General features: G+C 41.0%; 17 protein-coding genes and 1 pseudogene. 12 read left to right on the top strand and 6 right to left on the bottom strand.

Annotated features, from left to right (window positions below):
* Positions 1 to 25 precede the first annotated feature (25 nt).
* The 5 genes from BDE27_RS02200 to BDE27_RS02180 all read left to right on the top strand — a co-directional run bounded on the left by BDE27_RS02200 (position 26) and on the right by BDE27_RS02180 (position 3,860).
* Positions 26 to 1,270, top strand: coding sequence for a PTS transporter subunit EIIC (locus BDE27_RS02200; RefSeq protein ID WP_099132693.1), 1,245 nt, complete (start codon positions 26 to 28; stop codon positions 1,268 to 1,270).
* Positions 1,271 to 1,299: 29 nt separating this feature from the next.
* On the top strand, positions 1,300 to 1,641 hold the full coding sequence (locus BDE27_RS02195; RefSeq protein WP_099132694.1) for a PTS sugar transporter subunit IIA: 342 nt from the start codon (positions 1,300 to 1,302) through the stop codon (positions 1,639 to 1,641).
* Positions 1,642 to 1,652: 11 nt separating this feature from the next.
* Complete coding sequence (locus BDE27_RS02190) at positions 1,653 to 3,092, top strand: glycoside hydrolase family 1 protein (RefSeq protein ID WP_099132695.1); 1,440 nt, start codon at positions 1,653 to 1,655, stop codon at positions 3,090 to 3,092.
* Positions 3,093 to 3,163: 71 nt separating this feature from the next.
* Positions 3,164 to 3,424: an HPr family phosphocarrier protein gene (locus tag BDE27_RS02185; protein WP_099132696.1), complete on the top strand. Its 261-nt coding sequence runs from the start codon at positions 3,164 to 3,166 to the stop codon at positions 3,422 to 3,424.
* A 46-nt stretch (positions 3,425 to 3,470) separates the two neighbouring features.
* Positions 3,471 to 3,860, top strand: coding sequence for a cytidine deaminase family protein (locus BDE27_RS02180; RefSeq protein WP_208638549.1), 390 nt, complete (start codon positions 3,471 to 3,473; stop codon positions 3,858 to 3,860).
* Between the two features lie 43 nt (positions 3,861 to 3,903).
* Here the strand turns inward: BDE27_RS02180 and BDE27_RS02175 are convergent, their stop codons facing one another.
* From BDE27_RS02175 to exbB, 4 genes are all read right to left on the bottom strand, one after another.
* Positions 3,904 to 4,179 carry a type II toxin-antitoxin system YafQ family toxin gene (locus BDE27_RS02175; protein ID WP_099132697.1) on the bottom strand — a complete coding sequence of 92 codons (276 nt, stop codon included), beginning with the start codon at positions 4,177 to 4,179 and terminating at the stop codon, positions 3,904 to 3,906.
* A gap of 6 nt (positions 4,180 to 4,185) precedes the next feature.
* Positions 4,186 to 4,446, bottom strand: coding sequence for a type II toxin-antitoxin system RelB/DinJ family antitoxin (locus BDE27_RS02170; protein WP_099132698.1), 261 nt, complete (start codon positions 4,444 to 4,446; stop codon positions 4,186 to 4,188).
* A gap of 181 nt (positions 4,447 to 4,627) precedes the next feature.
* On the bottom strand, positions 4,628 to 5,053 hold the full coding sequence (gene exbD, locus BDE27_RS02165; RefSeq protein ID WP_099132699.1) for a TonB system transport protein ExbD: 426 nt from the start codon (positions 5,051 to 5,053) through the stop codon (positions 4,628 to 4,630).
* 6 nt (positions 5,054 to 5,059) lie between these two features.
* Entirely contained in the window at positions 5,060 to 6,019 is a 960-nt protein-coding gene (gene exbB / locus BDE27_RS02160; RefSeq protein WP_099132700.1) for a tonB-system energizer ExbB, read from the bottom strand.
* Between the two features lie 465 nt (positions 6,020 to 6,484).
* Here exbB and metC point away from each other — a divergent pair, with 465 nt between their 5' ends.
* The 4 genes from metC (at position 6,485) to BDE27_RS02140 (ending at position 10,212) form a co-directional block, all read left to right on the top strand.
* Positions 6,485 to 7,678: a cystathionine beta-lyase gene (gene metC, locus BDE27_RS02155; protein WP_099132795.1), complete on the top strand. Its 1,194-nt coding sequence runs from the start codon at positions 6,485 to 6,487 to the stop codon at positions 7,676 to 7,678.
* Positions 7,679 to 7,839: 161 nt separating this feature from the next.
* A complete protein-coding gene (locus tag BDE27_RS02150) occupies positions 7,840 to 8,511 on the top strand; it encodes a DedA family protein (protein ID WP_099132701.1) in 672 nt (223 codons plus the stop codon).
* 252 nt (positions 8,512 to 8,763) lie between these two features.
* Complete coding sequence (gene dkgA, locus BDE27_RS02145; protein ID WP_099132702.1) at positions 8,764 to 9,594, top strand: 2,5-didehydrogluconate reductase DkgA; 831 nt, start codon at positions 8,764 to 8,766, stop codon at positions 9,592 to 9,594.
* A 306-nt stretch (positions 9,595 to 9,900) separates the two neighbouring features.
* Entirely contained in the window at positions 9,901 to 10,212 is a 312-nt protein-coding gene (locus BDE27_RS02140) for a hypothetical protein (RefSeq protein ID WP_099132703.1), read from the top strand.
* 13 nt (positions 10,213 to 10,225) lie between these two features.
* Here the strand turns inward: BDE27_RS02140 and BDE27_RS02135 are convergent.
* A pseudogene (locus BDE27_RS02135) lies at positions 10,226 to 10,825 on the bottom strand (YtjB family periplasmic protein); the annotation flags it as partial.
* A 10-nt stretch (positions 10,826 to 10,835) separates the two neighbouring features.
* Positions 10,836 to 11,677, bottom strand: a protein-coding gene (locus BDE27_RS02130) for an IS5 family transposase (RefSeq protein ID WP_120211323.1) whose coding sequence is annotated in 2 segments (ribosomal slippage) — positions 10,836 to 11,335 and positions 11,335 to 11,677 — 843 coding nt in all. Because the reading frame shifts where the segments join, the coding sequence is not laid out codon by codon here.
* Between the two features lie 252 nt (positions 11,678 to 11,929).
* Between BDE27_RS02130 and serB the strand changes: the two genes are divergently transcribed.
* The 3 genes from serB to nadR all read left to right on the top strand — a co-directional run bounded on the left by serB (position 11,930) and on the right by nadR (position 16,118).
* Positions 11,930 to 12,907: a phosphoserine phosphatase gene (serB, locus tag BDE27_RS02125; protein WP_099132704.1), complete on the top strand. Its 978-nt coding sequence runs from the start codon at positions 11,930 to 11,932 to the stop codon at positions 12,905 to 12,907.
* Positions 12,908 to 12,946: 39 nt separating this feature from the next.
* Complete coding sequence (gene radA / locus BDE27_RS02120) at positions 12,947 to 14,329, top strand: DNA repair protein RadA (RefSeq protein WP_099132705.1); 1,383 nt, start codon at positions 12,947 to 12,949, stop codon at positions 14,327 to 14,329.
* A gap of 562 nt (positions 14,330 to 14,891) precedes the next feature.
* The gene (nadR, locus tag BDE27_RS02115) at positions 14,892 to 16,118 is read left to right on the top strand and encodes a multifunctional transcriptional regulator/nicotinamide-nucleotide adenylyltransferase/ribosylnicotinamide kinase NadR (RefSeq protein ID WP_099132706.1); all 1,227 of its coding nucleotides are present in this window, start codon (positions 14,892 to 14,894) and stop codon (positions 16,116 to 16,118) included.
* Positions 16,119 to 16,756: the final 638 nt, after the last annotated feature.

Here is a 16,756-nt window from a genome sequence, read left to right as displayed (position 1 = left end):
AAAAAAAATTAAAGAGAGATACAAAATGCAAGCATTTATGTCTTGGTTATCTGACTCATTTGCACCTGCTATGCAAAATTTTACCAAACGGCCTTGGGTAGCAGCAATTTCTGGGGCAATGCAAAAAAATATCCCTTTTATCTTAGCAGGTTCACTTATCTTTTTTTATAACGTATTTCGTTCTCATTTTTTGTTTTTGCCCGATCTTGGCAAGATTGCCAATTATTCTTTTGGAATGCTCGGTTTAATTACGGCTTTTATGATTGCAAATCAAATGATGGAGAAGCTATATCACTTTCGTTATACGCTTATTGCCGGACTCACTTCGATTTGTGTTTACATGATGTTCATTAAGCCAGAATTTACCGATGGCAATATGCTCGTCAGTTTTGATCGCTTTGGCCCAGCGGGAATATTATTAGGTATTGTCACCGGGCTGTTTGTTTCTTATCTCTTTCATTTATATACCAAGTTAGGATTCTTGAAAGAAAGTTCTTTACCTGATTTCGTTGTCGGCTGGATACACGCGATTATTCCCATACTGATTTCCATTGGCTGCGGAACATTGTTGGTCTTCACTTTTGATATTGATGTTTTTTCCAAACTGTTATCGCTCTTTTCTCCCATCGCTGCATTCGGGCAAACCCTACCCGGCTTTATTCTCATGGCGCTAATTCCTGCGATAGCCATGTCTATGGGCATTTCCGTCTGGACATTTACAGGTCTACAAATGCCAATCTTCATGCTTGGGATCACTGCCAATATTGCGCTGGTTGCTGCTGGTCAGCCAGCCACTAATATCGTGACTTACGAAACCTTATTTACCGCCGCTTTAATCACCATGGGAGGAACGGGTGCAACACTTGCCTTGAATCTTTTAATGCTGTTTTCAAAATCCAGAGAACTAAAAACAACAGGCTATATCTGTATCGGCCCTTCTTTTTTCAATATTAACGAACCGTTGGTATTTGGTACGCCAATCGTCCTTAATCCACTCTTAATGCTGCCAATGTGGATCAATGCAATTACCAGCCCAATTATCGTATGGATTTTCATGCGCTCAGATTGGCTGAATATACCTTCGAAAATGATTCAAGTTGGTCAGATACCGGCTCCATTTTCCAGTGTCATCATTACGGAAGACTGGCGAGCGATTATTTGCTATGTGGTACTTATGGCCGTTTTCCTTATCACCTGGTATCCCTTCTTTAAGGTTTATGAGAAAAAACGTATTGAGGAAGAAAGTGCTAATACAAATCAGCAAGATTAAATTGTTTAATTTCATCAGGAAGTTTAAAAATGAATCGTGAGGACAATATTTTAACCCCCGTTGCTCTGGAAATTATTCTCAATGCAGGTAATGCAAGAGAAAAAAGTGAAGAAGCCATTAAATATGCTCATCTTGGTGATTTTAAGAATGCCTATTTATATCTGGAGAAAGCAAAAAAAATGATGCTCTCTGCTCATCATGCACAAACTGAGATTATTCAAAAAGAAACCCAAGGTGAAAATTTTTATTTAGATCTACTGTTTATCCATGCTCAGGATACATTAATGACCATACGAAGTGAGCTTAATTTGCGAAAAGAGATAATTGGCCTTTATGAATTTATTCATAATATCCCTAACAAAAGTCAATAAAGGAAAACACTATGATAAAAAATAATGATTTATTTCCAGAGAATTTTCTTTGGGGCGCATCAACCAGTGCTTATCAGGTTGAAGGTGCTGCGGAAAAATACGGTAAAAAACTTTCACAACAAGATGTCATTAATAATAATCCAGGTTTTGTCGATACCCATATAACCAGTGATCATTACCATCGCTATAAAGAAGATATTGCATTAATGAAAGAGCTTGGTTTGAAATCTTACCGTTTTTCTATTGCATGGTCGCGTATTTTCCCAGATGGTGTCGGAGAAGTGAATAATGAGGGAGTAAAATTTTATCATCATCTTATCGATGAATTATTGAAAAATGGAATTACACCAATTCCAACGCTATATCATTATGATATGCCGATGGCGCTAGTCGAAAAATATCACGGCTGGATTAATCGGCAAAGTGTTGCAGATTTTGCTTATTACGCAGAATTTGTGATCAAAGAATTTAGCAAGAAAGTCCAATATTGGTTAACCATCAATGAACAAAGTATTATTGTGCAATTCTGGACGAAAAAGTGTCTGATCCCCGATCACTATCTGCATGATGAACAAATCAAATATCAGATCAATCATCATATGAATCTTGCACATGCTATCGCATGCAAATTAGTTCATCAATGGGTTCCCAACGGTTTGGTCGGCGCTGCCTTGGGATATTCCGCCATTTATCCACTCACCAGTAAACCGGAAGATAATTTAGCTGCCCAAAATGCCAATGATCTGCGTAATTACTACTTCACAGATATCTACCTAAAAGGGCACTATAACCAATCAGCACTAATCTATCTAAAAAATCATGGTCTGGCACCGCATATAGAAGTTGGTGATATGGCATTGATTAAAGAAGGTTATTCTGATTTTCTGGCAATTAATTACTATTGCAGTCATGCTGCCGCCGCCGCAGAAAAAGGAGCTCAACGACGAATGGATGGCTTTAATCCAACTGGCATTAAAGGGCAAATAGATGGGCATGAAATTCAGCCGGATTTCTATCAAATTCATAAAAACCCACATCTTGATACAACAGACTGGGATTGGGCAATTGATCCCATTGGATTGGAATATCTTTTGCGTGATTTACATACCCGTTATCAGAAGCCATTAATGATCACAGAAAATGGCTTTGGTGCCGATGATAAGCTGGAATCTGATGGTACTATTCATGATGATTATCGCATTAACTATATTCAACAACATATAAATGCCATTCAGCGAGCAATGAATTATGGGGTTAAGGTGATTTCCTATAACCCGTGGAGTTTTATTGATCTGCTCTCCACCAGTAATGGCTATAAAAAAAGATATGGTTTTGTCTATGTTAATCGAACAGATAAAGACATTAGAGATCTCTCCCGCTATAAAAAAGACTCGTTTTACTGGTATCAGAATGTTATTCAAACCCGTGGTGGTTCGTTAAAAAAATCCTGACCTTATTTCTGTACTTAACAAATTGCGAATTGTAGCTTGAAAGATAGAGAATATATAAACAGGTAATTTTTATGATTGAATATTCGGTGGTTGTTACTGCTCCTTCAGGGTTGCATACGCGGCCTTGTGCTCAACTCTGTAATTTTGTCAAAAATTACACTGGCAAAATTGAAATTATCAGAGGAGATAAAAGTGCGAATCTAAAAAGCATGTTTAAAGTGATGTCGATGGGAATCAAAAGTGGTATGGAAGTGATTATTCGGGTTGAAGGCGATAATGAGAAGGAGATGGCACAATCAGTTATTAATTTTATTCGTAATATAAAAGAATGAGCCATCTACTTTATTAATTCCTTTAATCATGAGTAAGGAGTATTTTGTGATTTCTTTTGACGAAATGGAGCATATGGCACATCGCCTAATATCCCCAACTAAATTAAATAAATATATTAAATATGGTCATGTAGGTGCTGTTATTCAAAGTAAATCTGGTCATATTTATACTGGAATTAATATTGATACTGCTTGCTCTATGGGGTTTTGTGCAGAGCATTGTGCCATCGCTGAGATGATAAAGCAGGGTGAAACACAGATAATCAGGATTATTGCTGTCAATCGGCATGGTAATATCATTCCTCCCTGTGGCCGTTGCCGAGAGTTTATCAGTCAGATAAATCCAGAAAATATCCATGCAGAAGTAAAAGTCACTCAAGAAAAGATTTTATCTCTTAGTGAACTATTACCTTTTGACTGGAAGAATCAATATTAGTGCTTTCCCAAAACTGCCCGATTAACGATTCGGGCAGTTCCAGTTAAAATAGATCGGAGTGCGTTCCTGTTCGCTCAAATCTAATCAGGTTATCAGTAATTTTGTAAATAAGAATCCAATCAGGCTCTATATGAGCATCCCTGTAACCTTTGTAATTCCCTTGCAAAGGATGATCTTTGTATATAGTTGGCAAAGGGAACTCATTGTTAATTAAAAGTTTCATTAAATCTTTTAACTTGTTCATATCCTTATGGCGTTTTTGAACCAGTTTCAAATCTCGTTGAAATTGACTTGAGTATTCAATTTCCCGTTGTTTCATGGCTCATTAAATACCCAATTTATCAAATAGATCGTCAACATCTTTCGCTTTATGGATATTTATACCGTTTTCACTATCAGCAATGGTTTTTGCAGTTAGTGCGTTAGGATTACGCAGATCGAACGGTAACGCCTTCTCTTTGGCTACTTTGGTCAAAGTAATTCTAATTAAGTCAGATACAGTTAAGCCCATGCTAGCCAGCACTTCAGCAGCTTCATTTTTTAGTGTTTCATCTATACGAGCACGAACAAACGCATTTGCAGCCATGTTGAATCCCCTACATTGGTCAATAAACACACTGTAGCTCAATTGAGATACATAATCAAATATGAAGACATTAATCTAAATATGCAGCCATTCGGGTTAAAAGAGAGAATATGAGAGTGATTACTTAAAACTGCCCGATTAACGATTCGGGCAGTTCATATTTCGGGTGAGCAAAGAAAAGTTATTGCGCGGAAACTGATTCCATTCCCACTAATCCCACTTTGAGATAACCCGCCTTGCGTAGAGAATCCATGACGCTCATCAGAGTTTCATAATCCACTGTTTTATCAGCCTGGAAGAAAATTGTCGTGTCTTTGTTGGATTGCGTGGTTTGATCCAATACGACAGACAAGTTATCACGATCAATTGCCTGATCTCCCACATACAACTGCTTATCGGCTTTCACAGTCAAAAATACCGGTTTTTCTGGTCGTGGTTGCGGCTTAGCGGTTGATGCCGGCAAATCAACTTTAATATCTACCGTTGCCAATGGTGCTGCCACCATGAAAATAATCAACAGCACTAACATCACGTCAATAAACGGCGTGACGTTAATTTCATGCAGTTCGCCGTTATCGTCCAAATCTTCATTAAGACGTATTGCCATAATTTATTACCTTGCTTCTGCTTTGCTTTCAGCCAGATCAAGATCACGCCCCAGCAACAGAATTGCCTTAGCGGCCATGTCACCCACCTGACCACGGTATGACGAAATAACGCGAGCAAAGACGTTATAAATCACTACCGCAGGGATTGCTGCCACCAGCCCCAATGCTGTCGCTAACAGGGCTTCCGCAATCCCTGGTGCAACAACGGCCAGGTTAGTGGTTTGTGAGTGAGCGATGCCGATAAAGCTATTCATGATCCCCCAAACAGTACCAAACAGCCCCACAAATGGAGAAATTGCACCAATGGTCGCCAGATAACCGTTACCACGCCCCATATGGCGGCTAATTGCTGCGACGGCACGTTCCATGCGGAACGAAGTTCGCTCTTTAGTTCCAACCTTGTCAATGCTGTCAGCAGACAGGGCACGCTCCGATTGTGCTTCACTCAACAACAGACGACTGATGCTGCGATTGCCAAAATCTGCTGCAATTTTCACTGCCGCATCCAGATTGGCAGCTTCAGCCAAAGCCAATTGCTCTTTACACAAACGGCGGCGAGCCATTAAGAGTTCTGTACCTTTGGAGAAAAACAGCGCCCATGTGATGACAGAAGCTATCACTAAGCCCACCATAACGGTTTTTACTACCGCATCTGCGTTTTGATACATGCCCCAAACAGACAGATCCGTTGCGAAACCACCAGACTGGTTGCCAGAAACTTCTTCAATTGGTGCCACAACGGTTTCTTCAGTCGTCACGGTTTGCGCATCTGGGACTGATAGTGCATCAGTTTTCTGCTTATCAGTTGTTGGTTCAGCCGCTTGCGCAGCTGCGGGAGATGCTGATGTTGCCGGAGCGGCTACCTGAGCAGAAGCCTGATTTTCTGGTGTGGCTGGTGTTGTATCAGCCCATGCTGAACTTGTTAATCCGAGTGCCAATAGAATAGAAGCTGTCAAATTACGCATCAGTTAGCCTTACTCTCTTTCTTATAGATTCTGTTACTTAGCAGTGAATCACGTTTACTCATCTTGCTAATCCTAATATTTTCTGAGTCATGGCTCATTTTTTGACCATGCATCTCTGCCCTCTTGCAGCTTGATAACGACACTGCAAGGTGCATTCAGGAAGATACTGGTCTCGTTTGAACCCTGATCCATGCCTCTTACCTCGAAAGAGGAAAAAGTCCGCTACAAATGATATCAGACATTTGGCGATTTGATAGTAATTATCATTACTATTTAATAAAAAAGTACCACTTAATGATGTTCCTTCGTTAATCGATCCTGATTTACCATCGCCAGCTCACCTTGAATTTTCGTCAAGTTGCGTGAATCTCTTTGGTAAAACCACCCCAAATCTTTTAACTTGCTAATCATTATTTGAACGATTCTATTTAGATACAGGCAGGAAATAACTTGGGGAATGATGCCATGACAGAAAAAAAACTAGAAACCTTATTAGTTAGTGCAGGGAGACAAAAAAGATATACGCAAAGTGCTGTTAACCCTCTGATTCAACGCACTTCATCTGTCATTTTCGATACTGTTGAAGACTTAAAACAAGCCTTGAAGAACCGTGCCAAGGGTGAATTATTTTATGGACGCCGTGGCACACTGACTCATTTTGCCTTCCAAGAAGCAATGTCTGAGCTGGAAGGCGGTGCTGGCTGTGCACTATATCCTTCCGGTACGGCAGCTATTACCCATTCAATTCTGGCATTTGTAAAAACTGGTGATCATGTTTTAATGACAGGTACGGCCTATGAACCCACACAGGAATTTTGCCATCACGTTCTGAAAAAAATGGAGATTTCCACCGATTATTTTGACCCCATGATCGGAGAAAACATTGCTTCTCTGATTCAACCCAATACCAAAGTTATCTTTCTTGAATCACCTGGCTCCCTAACGATGGAGGTTCAAGATATTCCTGCCATCGTGCGGGCTATTCGACAAGTCAATTCTGAGATTGTCATTATCATCGATAATACATGGGCGACTGGCGTACTGTTCAAGGCCCTGGAGTTTGGCATCGATATTTCCATTCAATCTGCCACCAAATATATTATTGGCCATTCAGACGGAATGCTGGGGACAGCAGTTGCCAATGCACGATGTTGGGATCAGCTTAGAGAAGGATCTTACCTGCTAGGGCAAATTGCCGATCCCGATACGGTATATATGGCAAACCGAGGGCTGCGCACGTTAGCGGTTCGTTTAAAACAACACGAAGAAAACAGTATCAAAATTGCCAAATGGCTTGCACAGCGGCCGGAAGTTGCCGAAGTTTACCACCCTGCCCTGCCTTCTTGCCCAGGGCATCAGTTCTTTCAGCGCGATTTCACTGGCTCCTGTGGACTATTTTCTTTTCTCCTGAATATCCAACTTACACCTCAACAATTTGCTGATTATCTCGATAACCTGAGTCATTTTAAGATGGCCTTTTCGTGGGGAGGTTTTGAGTCATTGATTTTAGGCATTCAACCAGAAATGCTTCAACGACTGCGTCAATACCCTTCGCCACAAAAAACGGGCACCTTATTCCGTCTCCATATCGGGCTGGAAAATCCACAAGACTTGATTGATGATCTAGAAGCCGGTTTTGCTCGTTTGGCGACTCGGTAACTTTCACCTTTAAATTGTGGCTATCTCTTTACTGCGTATTTGCAGATGGCCACGGTTTCCCTGATGCTGAATCAAATCACCCCCTATCTCATCATTTTGCGGTACACTGAGGCAGATCTGTTTGTTAATTATTTTTACTCGCAAAAGTTACAGGATAAACAATGGAAACGTTAAGCGAGATCGTGCATGCACTCTGGCATCATGATTTTAACCAACTTGCCAATCCAGATGTCATCTGGGTTATTTATGGCGTTCTCTTTGTCACGCTAGTGTTGGAAAACGGGCTACTGCCAGCTGCCTTTTTGCCCGGCGATACTCTGCTGGTGCTTTCCGGTGCCTTAATTGCCAAAGGCGTCATGAGTTTCATCCCCACGGTAGTGCTGCTAACCATCGCGGCAAGCCTGGGTTGTTGGCTGGGTTATTTACAGGGGCGCTGGCTCGGCCATACCCGTATTGTCAAAAACTGGCTGGCTCAACTTCCCTTGCAATATCGCCAACGTGCCAATGTATTATTCTCTAAACACGGTTTGTCTGCCCTGCTTATCGGACGCTTTTTAGCGTTTGTTCGCACTCTCCTGCCAACATTTGCCGGTATTTCTGGCCTAAATAATAAACGCTTTCAATTTTTTAACTGGTTAAGTGGCTTCTTATGGGTCATTATTATCGTGGGTTTTGGTTATATTTTGAACCAGATCCCTTTCGTTAAAGCACATCAAGATATAGTCATGAATATTTTGGTGATTTTACCTGTCATTCTGTTGATCAGTGGGTTGTCCGCTTCTGTACTGATGTATTGGCGTCATAAGAAAAAAACAGCAAAGAAAAACAAATAACATGCTGAATAACTTCCCCTGAATGGAATGGACATAACGCTTATGCTGAATGGCATCCCAGGATGCCGATGTACTTCAGGATTGGGCAGGTTTACGGAGGGTTTAAAAGAAAAACGAATCAATAAAGTTATCCACGCCACCCGTCGGTTTTTTTGAAAGTCTGGGCGTAAAAGTCCACCTCTCTGATGACCAGCTTGATGGCAGTTCTGTCCCAGCCATGATCAAAAAATTCCAAACCTAAAGGAGGTAATAATGGGTCAACAGACAATTATTAAACTCGCTGATGAGAATCACATGCCACAATTGGGGCTTGGCGTTTGGAAAGCGAGTAATGAACAGGTTGTTGAGTCTCTCCATACCGCATTAGAAGTCGGTTATCGCTCCATTGATACAGCAGCAATTTTTCATAACGAAGAAGGGGTGGGAAAAGCCTTAAAGGAAACTGATATCCCACGCGAAGAAATTTTCATCACCACCAAACTTTGGAATGATCGCCACCTGGATGCTCGGGCGGCATTACAAGAAAGCCTGGACAAACTACAGTTAGATTATGTTGATCTCTATCTCATCCAGTGGCCAGTGCCCGAACAGGATCATTATGTTGATGCATGGAAGCAACTGATTAAACTGAAAGAAGCTGGCCTGACTCGCAGTATTGGAGTGTGTAATTTTCATATCGAGCATTTACAAAAAATAATCCAGGAAACAGGTGTCGTTCCTGTAATCAACCAAATTGAATTGCATCCTCTGCTGCAACAGCGACAACTTCACTCATGGAATGCTACCCATCATATTACAACCGAATCCTGGAGCCCGTTATCACGGGGGGGAAAAGGCGTTTTTAATTCTTCATTGGTTGAACGTCTGGCACTTAAATACGGTAAGACGCCAGCGCAAATTGTCATTCGTTGGCATCTTGAATGCGGCATGATTACCATTCCTAAATCAGTTACACCTGCCCGTATTAAAGAAAATTTTGATGTATTTGATTTCAGACTGGAAAAAGAAGACTTAACAGCGATGGCTGAACTGGACATCGGGAAGCGAATAGGGCCAAATCCCGATACTTACAATCAATTCTAGTTAGTAAAATCATCCTCTATAGATTCATCTATCCATTCCAACAGGCCTGAACGCTGTTCTTCAGCAGGGTTCAGGTCATGTACTTGAATAGAATTCTTCCATAAAACACTATAATTTATCTAACAAATCAAAAATATTAATAATAACTATGTTTACTATTTATGTATGAACTATGTTATAGACTTACTTCACAACGCTAAATAACAGGCATATTAAATAGATAATTGAAACACGCTGCATGTTTATGACAGCGTTCAATCTATCTACTTACATCAACGTTCCAAATAAAAACTTAAGGAAATGATAATGGTTTATGTAGTTATTTCTTTATTAATGCTTATCCCTTTTTTCTTCACCTTAAAATGGTTCCTGCTGTCACACCGGATCCACCACAACGCAGCGGGGATCTTACTTGCAATCGCAGCTATGGCCTTTCATATGTATATCTTTCGTTTTAACAATATTCCGATTGTGCATATTAATGTTGCCCATCGGCCGATTGTGTTTTATGGCGCAGTAATGATTGCACTTCTACACGGCGTCCTCTATTCCATTTGTTTCAAGCGGTATTATGGAAAGCACATTGATAATGAGGAAAGTCATCCGCACAATAACTAACGGTAATGTCACATTATCTTTGGTTATCATCATCTTGCACTTTACTTTCTGTTTCATCAGAAGGTTTGGTATTGGCAGTCAGCAGATAAGGGGATTGTTGCCAGCGACTAGGAGACAGTTTTAGCAAGTTATGAGCCAGAATAAATCCAATCGCCAAAGATAGCAGGAGCATTATCCTGAGTAAGTTCGTTGTATTATCGACCTGCTTAGCCTCAGTTGCCAATCGATGCGTATCCAGTGTCAGGCGAAGAAAACCTTTTGGATGATTTTTTCCTGGTATTGGCACAACAATTTGTTGGTTGAAATAACTACTGGATTTTTTGCCTTCCAACGATAATCGTTCACGAACAGAAATCGGTTCACCACTTCGTGCTATCTGTGTGCCATTCTCCAGATAGACACTGGCATCCAAAATGCGGCTATTGCTAGTCAAATAATCTAAGTTAGCGACAATCTTTTTATTATTAAGATCTTTGCTACCATTCTCCATATAATCAGACAAGCTGAATGCGACCTGTTTCGCCAATGTTTTCGCCAGATCTTCAAATTGATCCATATGCGCCTGTTGTTGAGAACGGCTGAAATAGGAAACTCCCTGCATCAGCAGTACTAGGCTGCGTCCCTTAATTAGATAACCGCCTGTAAAAGAGTCGAATACAGCCTAATTTCACCATGGACAAATAGTTTCGGGCGGTTTTTTCGTAACGGGTTGCAATACGCCGATTTCCTTTCAGAAAACCGAAACAGCGTTCGACAACATTGCGGTCACGATAAGCCTGTTCATCAAATTGCGTACGACCATCAGCACTGCCTTTTTCATTGATTTTATAAGGAATAACGCTTTTGATCCTCAATTTACGCAGATAACCGCGGAGCTTTCTACTCGAATACCCTTTGTCTGCCAGCACGGCTTTGCCACGTCGTTTCATGAAACCATTTTTGCGTTGTATACCAATGCCGTCGAGCAAAGGGATGGCGGATTGACTTTCATGAGCTTGCCCAGCGGTCAACATCAGGTTGAGGGGAAAACCCTTTCCGTCGGTTGCCAGGTGGATTTTGGTGCCATAACCACCGCGTGAGCGACCCAGCGCATGATCGTCAGTGATATCGGGATGTTTTTTTTCGCGCCTGCGGCATCTTTACTCGCGCGAATATTGCTGCCATCCAGGCAAATTTCAGCCCAGTCAATCAAGCCTTTTTCATCCAGAATGGACAGTAACCGATTAAATATCTTGTTGATAATGCCCGATTTTGACCAGCGATTAAATCGGTTATAGACCGTTTTCCAAGGGCCATAGCGTTCAGGTAAATCACGCCACGGTGCCCCGGAGCACAAGACCCAGAACATCCCATTCATCACACGGCGGTGTTCAACATGTGGACGTCCTGCTCGCTCTGAATGGACCGGGGGCAAACAAGGTTCTATCACTATCCATGCGTCATCAGGAATGTCGTAGCGTGCCATCATCTTTTTCCCATATTGAAAACAGTTTAGATGAGAATACTATCAATTTACATTAAGGGACACAGCCTAGCAGTGCTATACATATTAATATAATCGCCGTCTTGTGCAGTCTAATTTTTAGCTTGGCTTTTATCATAGTTATCTCATCCCATGTTCAGAAAGCACATGTTGCCAGATGCGGTAATGATAGGATAGTTTGAAAAGCGTTTTTTGCCTGCACCAAATTATATGGAATTACAGGAGTCAATGTTCATGTCTAATAATCTGGCCTATCGCTACTTACCGGATGAGATCCATAAATGGCCCGGATTACCCCTATCCCTCAGTGGTGATGAAGTCATGCCACTGGATTACCGGGCAGGAGATAGCGGCTGGTTGCTGTATGGACGTGGTTTGGATAAACAACGTATCAGCGAGTTCCAGCACCGATTGGGCGCTGCCATTGTGGTGGTCTCTTCATGGCGGATCGATGATTATCAGGTTGTCCGTATTGCCGGTAGCCTTTCGCCTCGCATTAAACGGCAGGCAGATGAGTGTCGTTTGGATGTCGTTCCCTTGGGGCAGATCCCTCGCCTCCGCTCACCAGGCTTATTGGTGATGGATATGGATTCTACCGCTATCCAGATTGAATGCATTGATGAAATTGCCCGCCTGGCCGGAGTTGGTGATAAAGTGGCGGAAATCACAGAACGGGCAATGCAAGGCGAACTGGATTTTTCAGAAAGTCTGCGCGAGCGAGTTGCTCAGTTGGCAGGCGCCGATGCATCAATCTTGCAGCAAGTGATGGAAACACTTCCGCTTATGCCAGGGCTAACCAGTCTGGTTCGCAAGTTACAATCATTGGATTGGCATGTCGCGATTGCCTCCGGTGGTTTTACTTTCTTTGCCGATAATCTTCGCCAGCAGCTACGCCTTTTTGATGCAGTTGCCAATCAACTGGAGATAAAAAATGGCAAACTGACCGGTAAGGTCAAAGGGCCGATTGTCGATGCAAAATACAAGGCAACCACTCTGATAAGATTGGCAAAAGCACTGGATATTCCTCTGAGCCAAACCGTCGCTATTGGGGATGGCGCCAATGATCTGAAAATGATCCGTAAGGCAGGATTGGGGATCGCCTATCATGCTAAGCCAAAAGTTTACACCCAGGCCAAAGTTGCTATCCGCCATGCAGATTTAATGGGCGTCCTGTGTGTGTTGAGCGGTGGTTTGAAACACGAAGAACGCTAATGCCCACAGGCAAAAGTCATTACATTAAGGGAGTCCAAAGTGGCAAAAGCAGCAAAACGGGCATTTGTCTGTAACGAGTGTGGTGCGGATTATCCCCGTTGGCAGGGGCAATGTACCGCATGTCACGCATGGAATACCATTACGGAAGTGCGTTTAGCCGCAGCTTCATCATCCCGTAATGAACGTCTCAGTGGCTATGCCGGGAACGCTGGTATTAGTAAAGTGCAGAAACTCTCTGATATCAGTCTGGAAGAACTGCCCCGTTTTTCAACGGGGTTTAAAGAATTTGACCGTGTTCTCGGTGGTGGTGTGGTTCCCGGCAGTGCCATTTTGATTGGCGGTAACCCCGGTGCAGGGAAAAGTACCCTGCTTTTACAAACCATGTGCCAACTATCAACCCAGATGAAAACCCTGTATGTAACAGGGGAAGAATCATTGCAACAAGTGGCGATGCGAGCTCAGCGGTTGGGTTTGCCGACAGATCAACTGAATATGCTATCGGAAACCAGCATTGAGCAGATTTGTCTGATTGCAGAGCAAGAACAACCTAAACTTATGGTGATTGACTCAATTCAGGTCATGCACATAGCTGATATACAATCGTCACCAGGCAGTGTTGCACAAGTCAGGGAAACCGCAGCCTACCTGACACGATTTGCCAAAACCCGTGGTGTTGCCATTATCATGGTTGGACATGTGACAAAAGATGGCACGTTGGCTGGCCCCAAGGTGCTCGAGCACTGTATAGACTGTTCCGTCATGCTGGATGGTGAAACTGATTCGCGTTTCCGCACTCTGCGCAGCCATAAAAACCGCTTTGGTGCCATTAATGAGCTAGGTGTATTCGCAATGACCGAACAGGGGTTACGGGAAGTCAGTAATCCTTCCGCCATTTTCCTGAGTCGTGGCGATGAAATTACCTCAGGTAGTTCGGTCATGATTGTCTGGGAAGGTACTCGTCCTCTACTCGTTGAAATTCAGGCATTAGTAGATCACTCTATGATGTCAAACCCACGCCGCGTAGCAGTGGGGCTTGAACAAAACAGGCTGGCTATTCTGCTTGCAGTCCTGCATCGGCATGGCGGTTTGCAAATGGCTGATCAAGATGTTTTTGTGAACGTCGTAGGTGGGGTAAAAGTAACGGAAACGAGTGCTGATCTGGCGTTATTACTCTCTTTAGTTTCCAGTTTCCGCGACCGGCCTCTGCCCCGTGATCTGGTGGTATTTGGCGAAGTGGGATTAGCAGGAGAAATTCGTCCCGTTCCCAGTGGACAAGAACGCATTTCAGAAGCCGCTAAACACGGTTTTAAACGGGCCATTGTTCCCCATGCTAACATGCCGAAAAAATCACTGCTCGGTATGAAAGTATTTGGCGTCAAAAAGCTGGCCGATGCGTTATCTGTTCTGGATGATCTGGATTAAGAAACAATCTGTTATTCTTTTTAGATCTATATAACCAATAGATTTCAAGTTACTGCTTGAAATCTATTAAACGGCAATCTAAGTATTTTTCCTAATTTGTCAGAATATTTTCCCACCTACCATCACATATCAAACGAGGCGGATAATAGAATTTTGGGTAAATATTTTATTCATTCTACTTAAATAAAAAATCAAATAGTTAATCACTATATTATTTAAATTTTTTCTATTCTTACCACAGGTTGGTATTTATTAATGACAGATGCTGGTTAAATCTAAATCACAAATGGTTATGCAAATATTTATATAACGAGTAAAACCAAACAATCTGTTCAATAATCATTGAACAAACGCTATTGTCATTCTTCTTGATTTTTTAACTATAAATTTAGCATCTGGTTATTTTATTTAAAATAAATAGCCGATTATGCAATTTTAAATACTTATTATAGTCAAGATAACGTCATTTAATCCCAAAAAATCAATAAACAACCAATTTTATTTTTACCTTTCACAACAAACATGCTACCTTGTTTAGTATACTAAACACAGAGGAGGTCTTATGGCGCAATTTGACTATTTGAAACAGGCGATCAAACAGGCAGGTTACACATTACAGCAGGTTGCTGATGCCAGCGGAATGACCAAAGGCTATCTAAGCCAACTTATTAATGCCAAAATAAAAAGTCCCAGTGCACAGAAACTAGCTTCTCTTCATCAATATCTAGGATTAGCATATCCCATGGAAAAGAAAACAGTCGGAGTTGTGTTTGGTAAATTTTACCCATTACATACTGGACACATTTATTTGATCCAACGAGCATCCAGTCAAGTTGATGAGTTACATGTTGTTCTTTGTTATGACGAAGCGCGTGATCGTGAGTTATTCATCAACAGTTCAATGTCTCAACAACCTACTGTAAGTGACCGTCTGAGATGGTTGCTGCAAACATTCAAGTATCAGAAAAGTATTCATATTCATGCAATTGATGAACAAGGAATGGAACCTTACCCGAATGGCTGGGAAGCGTGGAGTCAAAGTGTTAAGTCGTTTCTGGCAGCAAAAAGCATCAATCCTAATTATATCTATTCCAGCGAAGCACAGGATGTCCCTCGTTATAAAGAATATTTCGGCGTTGAAACTGTGCTTATCGACCCACAACGCTCATTCATGAATATTAGTGGTAGCCAAATCCGTCAGGCGCCTTTCCGTTACTGGGAATATATTCCTACAGAAGTAAAGCCATTTTTTGTACGCACAGTGGCTATTCTTGGCGGAGAATCGAGCGGAAAATCGACATTAGTGAATAAGCTGGCCAACATGTTTAACACGACCAGCGCATGGGAATATGGGCGCGAATACGTATTTTCCCATCTGGGAGGCGATGAAATGGCTTTACAATACTCAGATTACGATAAAATTGCATTAGGTCATGCTCAATACATTGATTTTTCTGTTAAATATGCCAATAAGGTTGCGTTTATCGATACTGATTTTGTAACAACGCAGGCATTTTGCAAACGCTATGAAGGAAAAGAACATCCTTTTGTTCAGGCGATGATTGATGAATATCGTTTTGATTTAGTTATTCTTTTAGAAAACAACACACCGTGGATTGCAGATGGTTTAAGAAGTTTGGGCAGCGAGCGAGATCGCAAAGAGTTTCAACATTTGCTTGAAAGTTTGTTGAAAACAAATAATATCGATTATATCTGTGTCAATTCACCGGATTATGATCAACGTTTTCTATGCTGCGTTGAATTAGTTCAACAGATGTTAATGGAATAACTAACCTTTATATATAAAATAGATTACACTTATATTATTATCACGGTTAATTGATAGTAATTTATTATTCAGTGTAATCTTTATCTTATTATTATTACCCTAACTTAACAATGAATTAAATGTTTACTTTAGTTATTTTAACAAATGTAATAAAATAAATTGTGATAATAATATTTTTTGATACTTTAATTTTACTGTTTTGACTTGAATTACAGGAAAATAAGTCATTTAATGAACAGGTCTATTGGTTTATTTATATAAAATTTATTAGTTACTAACAAACCCACAAATATTCTAGGTGTTTTTATCAATAACGGAGGTAATAACAAGTAACATTAAAATATTAACGAAATATAAAATGACTTTTTCCCTTATTATAAAAGTGGAATAAAAATAGAAGAATTTATGCTATTTTTATTTTTTCATTGTTGCCTTAAGCATAATTCACTAATATTTTTGATTTTTTATTCCAAGACTAAGAAACATCTCATTTATTAGATAGTCATTGTAAATAATAATTGACATAAGATGAGTATATCCTTGGTGAAGATGTTTCGCATATAGACTATTTTTATTCGTATAATACCATAAGGATATCAGTGTTATTACGAATGAATTTAGACAGCATATGTTTAAGG

The sequence above is a fragment of the Xenorhabdus ehlersii genome (assembly GCF_003610465.1).
Classification (GTDB): Bacteria; Pseudomonadota; Gammaproteobacteria; order Enterobacterales; family Enterobacteriaceae; genus Xenorhabdus; species Xenorhabdus ehlersii.
The sequence above is the reverse complement of the archived record's forward strand: the minus strand, read 5'-3'. Positions and strand labels throughout refer to the sequence as shown.

What these genes read in the sequence shown, in the direction of transcription:
- BDE27_RS02200 (WP_099132693.1), top strand. Translation starts at nt 26, where the DNA reads ATGCAAGCATTTATGTCTTGGTTATCTGACTCATTTGCACCTGCTATG.
- BDE27_RS02195 (WP_099132694.1), top strand. Translation starts at nt 1,300, where the DNA reads ATGAATCGTGAGGACAATATTTTAACCCCCGTTGCTCTGGAAATTATT.
- BDE27_RS02190 (WP_099132695.1), top strand. Translation starts at nt 1,653, where the DNA reads ATGATAAAAAATAATGATTTATTTCCAGAGAATTTTCTTTGGGGCGCA.
- BDE27_RS02185 (WP_099132696.1), top strand. Translation starts at nt 3,164, where the DNA reads ATGATTGAATATTCGGTGGTTGTTACTGCTCCTTCAGGGTTGCATACG.
- BDE27_RS02175 (WP_099132697.1), bottom strand. Translation starts at nt 4,179, where the DNA reads ATGAAACAACGGGAAATTGAATACTCAAGTCAATTTCAACGAGATTTG.
- BDE27_RS02170 (WP_099132698.1), bottom strand. Translation starts at nt 4,446, where the DNA reads ATGGCTGCAAATGCGTTTGTTCGTGCTCGTATAGATGAAACACTAAAA.
- exbD (WP_099132699.1), bottom strand. Translation starts at nt 5,053, where the DNA reads ATGGCAATACGTCTTAATGAAGATTTGGACGATAACGGCGAACTGCAT.
- exbB (WP_099132700.1), bottom strand. Translation starts at nt 6,019, where the DNA reads ATGCGTAATTTGACAGCTTCTATTCTATTGGCACTCGGATTAACAAGT.
- metC (WP_099132795.1), top strand. Translation starts at nt 6,485, where the DNA reads ATGACAGAAAAAAAACTAGAAACCTTATTAGTTAGTGCAGGGAGACAA.
- BDE27_RS02150 (WP_099132701.1), top strand. Translation starts at nt 7,840, where the DNA reads ATGGAAACGTTAAGCGAGATCGTGCATGCACTCTGGCATCATGATTTT.
- dkgA (WP_099132702.1), top strand. Translation starts at nt 8,764, where the DNA reads ATGGGTCAACAGACAATTATTAAACTCGCTGATGAGAATCACATGCCA.
- BDE27_RS02140 (WP_099132703.1), top strand. Translation starts at nt 9,901, where the DNA reads ATGGTTTATGTAGTTATTTCTTTATTAATGCTTATCCCTTTTTTCTTC.
- serB (WP_099132704.1), top strand. Translation starts at nt 11,930, where the DNA reads ATGTCTAATAATCTGGCCTATCGCTACTTACCGGATGAGATCCATAAA.
- nadR (WP_099132706.1), top strand. Translation starts at nt 14,892, where the DNA reads ATGGCGCAATTTGACTATTTGAAACAGGCGATCAAACAGGCAGGTTAC.